The organism is Phenylobacterium sp., assembly GCF_030693805.1.
Taxonomy (GTDB): Bacteria; Pseudomonadota; Alphaproteobacteria; order Caulobacterales; family Caulobacteraceae; genus Phenylobacterium.
Genome location: NZ_JAUXZW010000423.1, coordinates 1 through 6104 on the forward strand (window position 1 = coordinate 1; position 6104 = coordinate 6104).

The window sequence follows — 6104 nt, forward strand, 5'->3', positions numbered from 1 at the left end:
CGAACCCCACGCAAGCGGACGAGTACTCACGGCAGTTCGAAGCGAAGTACGGGAACCTGACTCCGGAGCAGGAACGGCTGATCTACGGCATTGGCGAGGACGATCGCGCACAGCCCGACGACATCCTCGACATGCTGCGCCATCAGTTGGACGTCTCCGGCTACAGCGACAGCCACCTGGTCAGCGAGGTCAGCCGGGCGATCCGCGCCGTGCCAGACGCCAAGCGCATCCTGAGCGTCCCCGAGGGGCGCGGCGATATCCAGGCGCAAAAGTCCTACGTCACCCTGCAGCGCTCTATCGGCGAGCTTCAGCGCCGGGGCCATGACACTTCCCGCCTACGTAGCCAGGTCGTCAGCGATCTAGTGGGTAGCGGCTACGGCAAGCCCTCGGATGTAGCGGAGGTGGTCGGCAGTTTCCTCACTGAGCTACGGGCCAATCACCCGCAGCCAGCAGCGCCTGGCCAACGAGCGCTACCCGCGCCCAATCCTCGTGTTCTTGGACTGGGGGGAGGCGAGAGACGGCCCACTGGGGGTGTCGCTAGCGGCACAACTGCACCAGCAGGTCTACGTCCCGAAGCGCGGTCATCCGGCCTTCGGGACGCCTTGCGGCCAGGTGCGGTCGCTATGGCGTCCACTGGTCAGTTCACGGGGGACAGCATCTCCCGACTGGCCGGCCGTCTTCGCACGTCTCTTGGCCTCACGCACCGACAGGGGCGCATGACGCTTCGCAAGGCGTTGGGGGAGTATCACCCCGACACCGCTGTCATCCGCACCAAGGCCGTCCAGGAACTCGACGTGCTGGCACACGAGGCCTTTCACTCGCTCGACATGAAGATGAGCCTCCCTGCGCTGAAGGCAGCCATGCAGGCTCATAAGGCAGAGCTGAAGGTGCTTGATTACGACGCCCAGAAGCAGCGACTTCACGAGGGCTTCGCCGAGTTCGGGCGCTGGTACGTGACCAATCCCGAACACGCGCGGAGAGTCGCGCCGAGCTTCTACGAGGCCTTCGAAAGAGCGCTGGCGCAGGAACGCCCGGACGTTCACCGGGGCCTCCGGGATATCCAGGCGGCTTACAGCCACCTGCTCAAGTCGGCTTCAATCGATGTGGCGGCGGCGTCCGTGGCGCACACCGGCCGCGGTGGTCGTCTAAGCCAGGGCGCGCAGGCGCTGAAGGACCGCGGGCTAGGAGGCGTCGCCACCGACCTTGCTGATCGCGCCTACACGGCGTTCATCGACGATCTGCACCCGCTGGCGAAGGCGGTGCGTGAGCTGCAGAAGATCTACGCGCAGAACACCGGCCGGCACTTGGACCTGAAAGCGGCAGACAACCCGTACGTTCTCGCCCGCCTGTCGCGGGAGGCCTACGCCGCCGGCCATGTCGATCTGATGGAAGGGGTCGTGCCCTATCATGGCGTTGACCCGAAGGGACCGTCCCTCGCGCAGGCGCTTGAGACAGCTTTGGGCGCGAAGGCGATGGGTAAATGGTCACGTGAAGACCTGAACCGGTTCGACGCCTACCTGATCGCGCGCCGGATGGTGAACGAATGGGATCGCTTCTCGTCGGGTGATCTGGACCGGGCGCCGGACAAGTACAGCAAGGCCTTCCACGAGCAGGTCATCACCGACGCTGAACGGTTGAATCCATCGTGGAAGAAGGCGGCCGGGCTGGTCTACGGATGGCTCGACGCGCTCTGGAAGAAGGAGTTCGACGCCGGTCTGTTGACCGCCGAAGCCCACCAGAAGGGACTTGAGAAGCCTGATTATGTGCCGCTGATGCGCGACGTCAGCGACAAGGGCGCAGGGTCTGGCTCCAAGGCCTCTGGCGGCGCCATGCAGTTCGCGGGCGGGGCGAAGCGGTTCAAGGGTTCGACCCGAGACGTCATCTCGCCGCTCACCTCAATGATGCGCCGGGCGTACGAGCTGAACGCGTTGATCAAGCGCAACGAGGTGCTCAAGACCCTCGATGATCTGGGCCGCTTGGCGGGGCCAGGCGGCGGCTCGATCGTGGAGCGCCTGCCGAAGCACGAGATGGAGGTGATCCAGGTCAACGCCGCCCAGGCGCTGGAGGCTGCCGCCAAGGCCCAGGGACTGACATCTCGCGACGTCACCACCATGCTCGCTCATGTCGATGCGGTGATCGACCCCGAGGCGAAGGCGACGATTTTCCGCAACCGTCAGATGGACCCGAAGAAGGGCGAGGCGGTGGTGTTCGTCTGGCGCGACGGCGAGAAGACGCCGCTGCTCCTCGCTGACGGTGGTTTCGGCCAAGAGATGTTCCAGGCGATCGCCGGCATGAACAAGGAGATGAGCAACGCGCTGCTAGACGCAGCGTCCGCGGGAACGCAGATTCTGCGCCACGGCGTGACGCTGTCGCCCGAGTTCATGGCGCGAAACATCGTCCGCGATCAACTCGCCACCTGGATCAACACCGACGTCGGCTACGTGCCTGGCTATCACTTTGTGAAAGGCGCCGTCGAACAGGCCCGCCAGGGCACTACGGCCAAGCGCTACGCCGCGGCCGGCGGGATGCGGGGCGGGGCGGCCACGGCGGCTCTGAAGAAGCCGTTCCCGAAGACCGATCCGGAAGCGCGCACGCAGCTCCAGCACCTTCGCAAGAAGGGCTATCGCGTTCGCGCCTACAACCCGCTGACCAACCCCCTGCGAGGCCTAGCGGCGATGACCGACTTGTCGGAAGCCGGCACCCGCCTCGGCGTTATGAAACTGGCCTTCGACAAGGCGAAGAAGCGCGGCCTGAACGACTACGAGGCAGTCACAGAGGCTGCCTTCACCTCGCGGGATTATCTCGACTTCGGTCGGCGCGGGTCGCGGATGTTGTCGGCAGTCCGCACGGTGACCTTCCTGAACGCCTCGCTGCAGAGCATCGATAAGGCGATCCGCGTCGGCACCGGCGGCGGCAACCTGCATCGAGTGCTGGCGCCGCTGGGAAAGAACGCGCCGAAGACCGACACGGAGCGGCGGGCCTTCGCCCACGCCTACAAGCAGTGGGTGAGGATCTCCGCGCTTGCCGTTCTGGGCGGAAGCCTGGCGGTCATGTACGCGGACGATCCCGAGTACCAGGAGATCAATCAGAAGCTCCGAGCGACGCACTGGTGGTTCAAGGCGTTCGATCATTGGATTGCGATCCCGAAGCCCTTCGAACTCGCCGAGCCTTCGAACATCGTTGAGCGTGCCTACGAGGCTGCGGCGCTGAAGGACCCGAACGCGCCGAAAAACATGCTATCGGACTTCATGCAGGTGATCGCGCCCCCGCACGAAATCCCCGCGGTGTCAGTGCCCTACAACATCGCCCGAAACCGCGACTATCAGGGCCGCCCGATCGTTCCAGATCACCTGCGCGGGACGGTGAACCCCGAGTACCAGTTCAACAGCTACACCTCGGAAATTGGAAAGCTGATCGGCCGCGTGCTGAAGGTTTCTCCGGCGGTGGTCGACTACGTGATCACCGGCTTTGGCGGCTCGCTAGGCCGATATGCACAGCAAGGCACGAACCTCGCCCTTGAGAAGATCGAAGGCAAGCCAGGCACGAAGGCTGGTCCGGAAGACGCGTTCCTATCGCGAGCGTTCGTGCGCGACGTCAGCCGGGGCTCTGCCTCGCAGGAGGAGTTCTGGAACCTCGTTGCGAAGTCCGAGGGCGACTATACCGAGGCCGTAGGGACCTTCCGACTACTCATGAAGGCGGGCGACCACGCCAAAGCCACGGCCTTCCTCAACAGTCTACCTGCGCCTTCACGGGCCTACGTCCAGGCGGAGGCGCTTGGACCTGGTCAACTCGCCAAGCTTCATCCCATCCAACGCGCGCGGGAGGCCGTCGGCCTGATCGGGGATCTGCGGCGCGAGAACCGAGAGGGCGCGCTCGCGAAGGTCAGTGGGGCGCCAATTGCGCTCACGCCTAGCCAGCGACGCGAGGTCGATGACGCCTTGGCCCAACTCGCGATGACCGAGATGCGGAACGCTTTGGTGCAGACCGGGGTGCGTGGTTGGGCGCAGAAGCGGACCATGAACCGGGAGGATTCGCTCGATCGGCTCGCTGCCGTATCGCCGGATCTACCGAGGATGGTTAGCGCTCGGATGAACCTAGCGCGCGTGGCGACGCCGGACGCTTCTGAGCGGGATTGGAAGCGCCGCGGGCCTGAGTTGGGCGCGAAGGCCGACCCGGAGCGCGTGTCTCGCCGGATCACAGCGAGGTCGCTGAAGACGACGGATCGCTACGAAAAGATACAGGCCGCACGGCGGATCAATGCGCCCGGACCGCCGCCTGTCCGCAACATCTTCGCAAGGACCTCCGGTGAATAAGGGATAGCTCTCCAAGAGGCGAGCCGTTGAGGGAGGTCAGGTTGAAGGGGATCGCACTGGCACTTGCGGTCGCGGGGTTTGGGACTGCGGCATCGGGCCAAGTTCCCGCCGCAGCGCCGACCTGGTTTGCAACGGAGCGATTCGCGACAATTTCTTCGTCCGAACTTGGAGCTGCCACTACTTTCCAGGTGCGCTGCGAGCCCTCCGCCAGCGGGGGCCGAACAATCCCCTCATTCCACCTCACAGTGCCGATCGACTACGTGCCTGGCTTTCAGGTGACGCCGAACACATCCGTGGAAATGAAACTTGAGATGCGGGGTGAACGCGCCGGGGACGCCGAAGTCGCCTTCTTGCTGAACACGACTGAGTTTGGCGTGAGCGGCTCGGGGAGCGGAATAAAGGTTACGTTCGTTGGCTACGGGGGGTCCGACGTGGGCGAAGCTGCGGCGCGAGCAGTGTTGAGAACACTCAGTGCGTCGTCGAGCGTGACCGTGTCGGCGCGACCTGCGGGCGGCAATTGGGTGCGAGCGCGTTTTTCAAGCGCCGGCGCCAACGCCGCGTTGGCGAAAACTTGGTGCCGCGAATGACGGATACGACGTCAAACGCTGGAACGAGCGCCTCGCCGTCTCACTCCCTCGTCAGGGTACGAGCGCCGCGCTGTGCCCCATGTGTGCCCCAAGAAGTAACGTGCTTCTAGAGAGGCATCGTAACCTATTGATTTAACGGCGCCGGCTGCAGGACTCGAACCCGCGACCTTCGCTTTACAAAAGCGCTGCTCTACCAACTGAGCTAAGCCGGCCTTGTGGAATGCGTTGCGTCGCTCGCCGCCTGCGGCAGGTGAACGCGCGCCGAATCTGGTCCTCCTTAGCCGCTTCGCCGCGCCCGCGGCAACCGCTTCGCTGTTGGCCGCTTAGAGATCGCACCCGCGCGTCCCGGCGGCGCTAAAACCGCTGCGCGCCGTCCAGCCTCACGGTCGTGCCATTCATGAAGTCGTTCTCGACGATGTGGCCGGCCAGCATGGCGTACTCTTCCGGATCGCCCATCCGCCGCGGGTTCGGCACCATCGGGCCCCACTTGGCCTGTGCTTCCTCGTCGGTCATGCGAGCTGAGTAGGCGAGGGTGAGGAAGGTCCCCGGTGCGATCGCCACGGCGCGGATGCCCAGCGGCGCCAGGTCGCGGGCGATGGTCAGGGTCATGCCGATGATGCCGCCCTTGGCCGCGGAATAGGCGGCTTGCCCCGGCTGGCCCTCGTAGCCGGCGATGGAGGCGGTGTTGATCACTACGCCGCGCTGGTTCGACGCCAGCGGGGCGTTCTTGGCCATGGCTTCGGCTGCATGGCTGGTCACCGCGAAGGCGCTGTTCAGGTAGACGTTCACGGTGTGGACGAAAGCGGAGAGCGGCAGGCGCACGCCCTCGCGGTTGACCACCCGCGCGGGACCCGCCGTACCGGGCGCCGGCGGCCCGCCATGCACGACCACCGCGGCGCGCAGCGGAGCCATGTCCACCGCCGTCGCGATCGCCTGGGCGATCGAGGCCTCGTCCATGACGTCGGTCCGCACATAGACGCAGCCGCCGCCGACCGCCTTCGCGAGCGCCTGACCGCGTTCGTCCGCCACGTCGGCGATGACCACGCGTGCGCCTTGGGCCGCGAGCTTGCGCACCGTGGCGCTCCCGAACCCGCCGGCGCCGCCCGTCACGATCGCCGAAGCATTGGTCAAGTCCATGAATCATCTCCCTTGTCGCCCGAGTGCTCACCGTCTTCGAGATGCGGCGCGGTCATCACTTCAGGCT

Annotated in this window: 4 protein-coding genes and 1 tRNA gene; 2 read left to right on the forward strand and 3 right to left on the reverse strand. The window is 65.4% G+C overall.

What is annotated here, in order from left to right; translation table 11 throughout:
- Window positions 1–26: 26 nt before the first annotated feature.
- A complete protein-coding gene (locus tag Q8M88_RS17085) occupies window positions 27–323 on the reverse strand; it encodes a hypothetical protein (protein ID WP_305598355.1) in 297 nt (98 codons plus the stop codon).
- 393 nt (window positions 324–716) lie between these two features.
- On the opposite strand from Q8M88_RS17085, the gene Q8M88_RS17090 reads away from it, so the two are divergent.
- On the forward strand, window positions 717–4313 hold the full coding sequence (locus Q8M88_RS17090) for an LPD38 domain-containing protein (protein WP_305598356.1): 3597 nt from the start codon (window positions 717–719) through the stop codon (window positions 4311–4313).
- A gap of 41 nt (window positions 4314–4354) precedes the next feature.
- Complete coding sequence (locus Q8M88_RS17095; protein WP_305598357.1) at window positions 4355–4900, forward strand: hypothetical protein; 546 nt, start codon at window positions 4355–4357, stop codon at window positions 4898–4900.
- A 139-nt stretch (window positions 4901–5039) separates the two neighbouring features.
- Here the strand turns inward: Q8M88_RS17095 and Q8M88_RS17100 are convergent.
- Window positions 5040–5112, reverse strand: a tRNA-Thr gene (locus tag Q8M88_RS17100).
- Window positions 5113–5254: 142 nt separating this feature from the next.
- Window positions 5255–6037, reverse strand: a complete 783-nt coding sequence (locus tag Q8M88_RS17105; protein WP_305598358.1) for an SDR family oxidoreductase — start codon at window positions 6035–6037, stop codon at window positions 5255–5257.
- Between the last annotated feature and the right edge of the window lie 67 nt (window positions 6038–6104).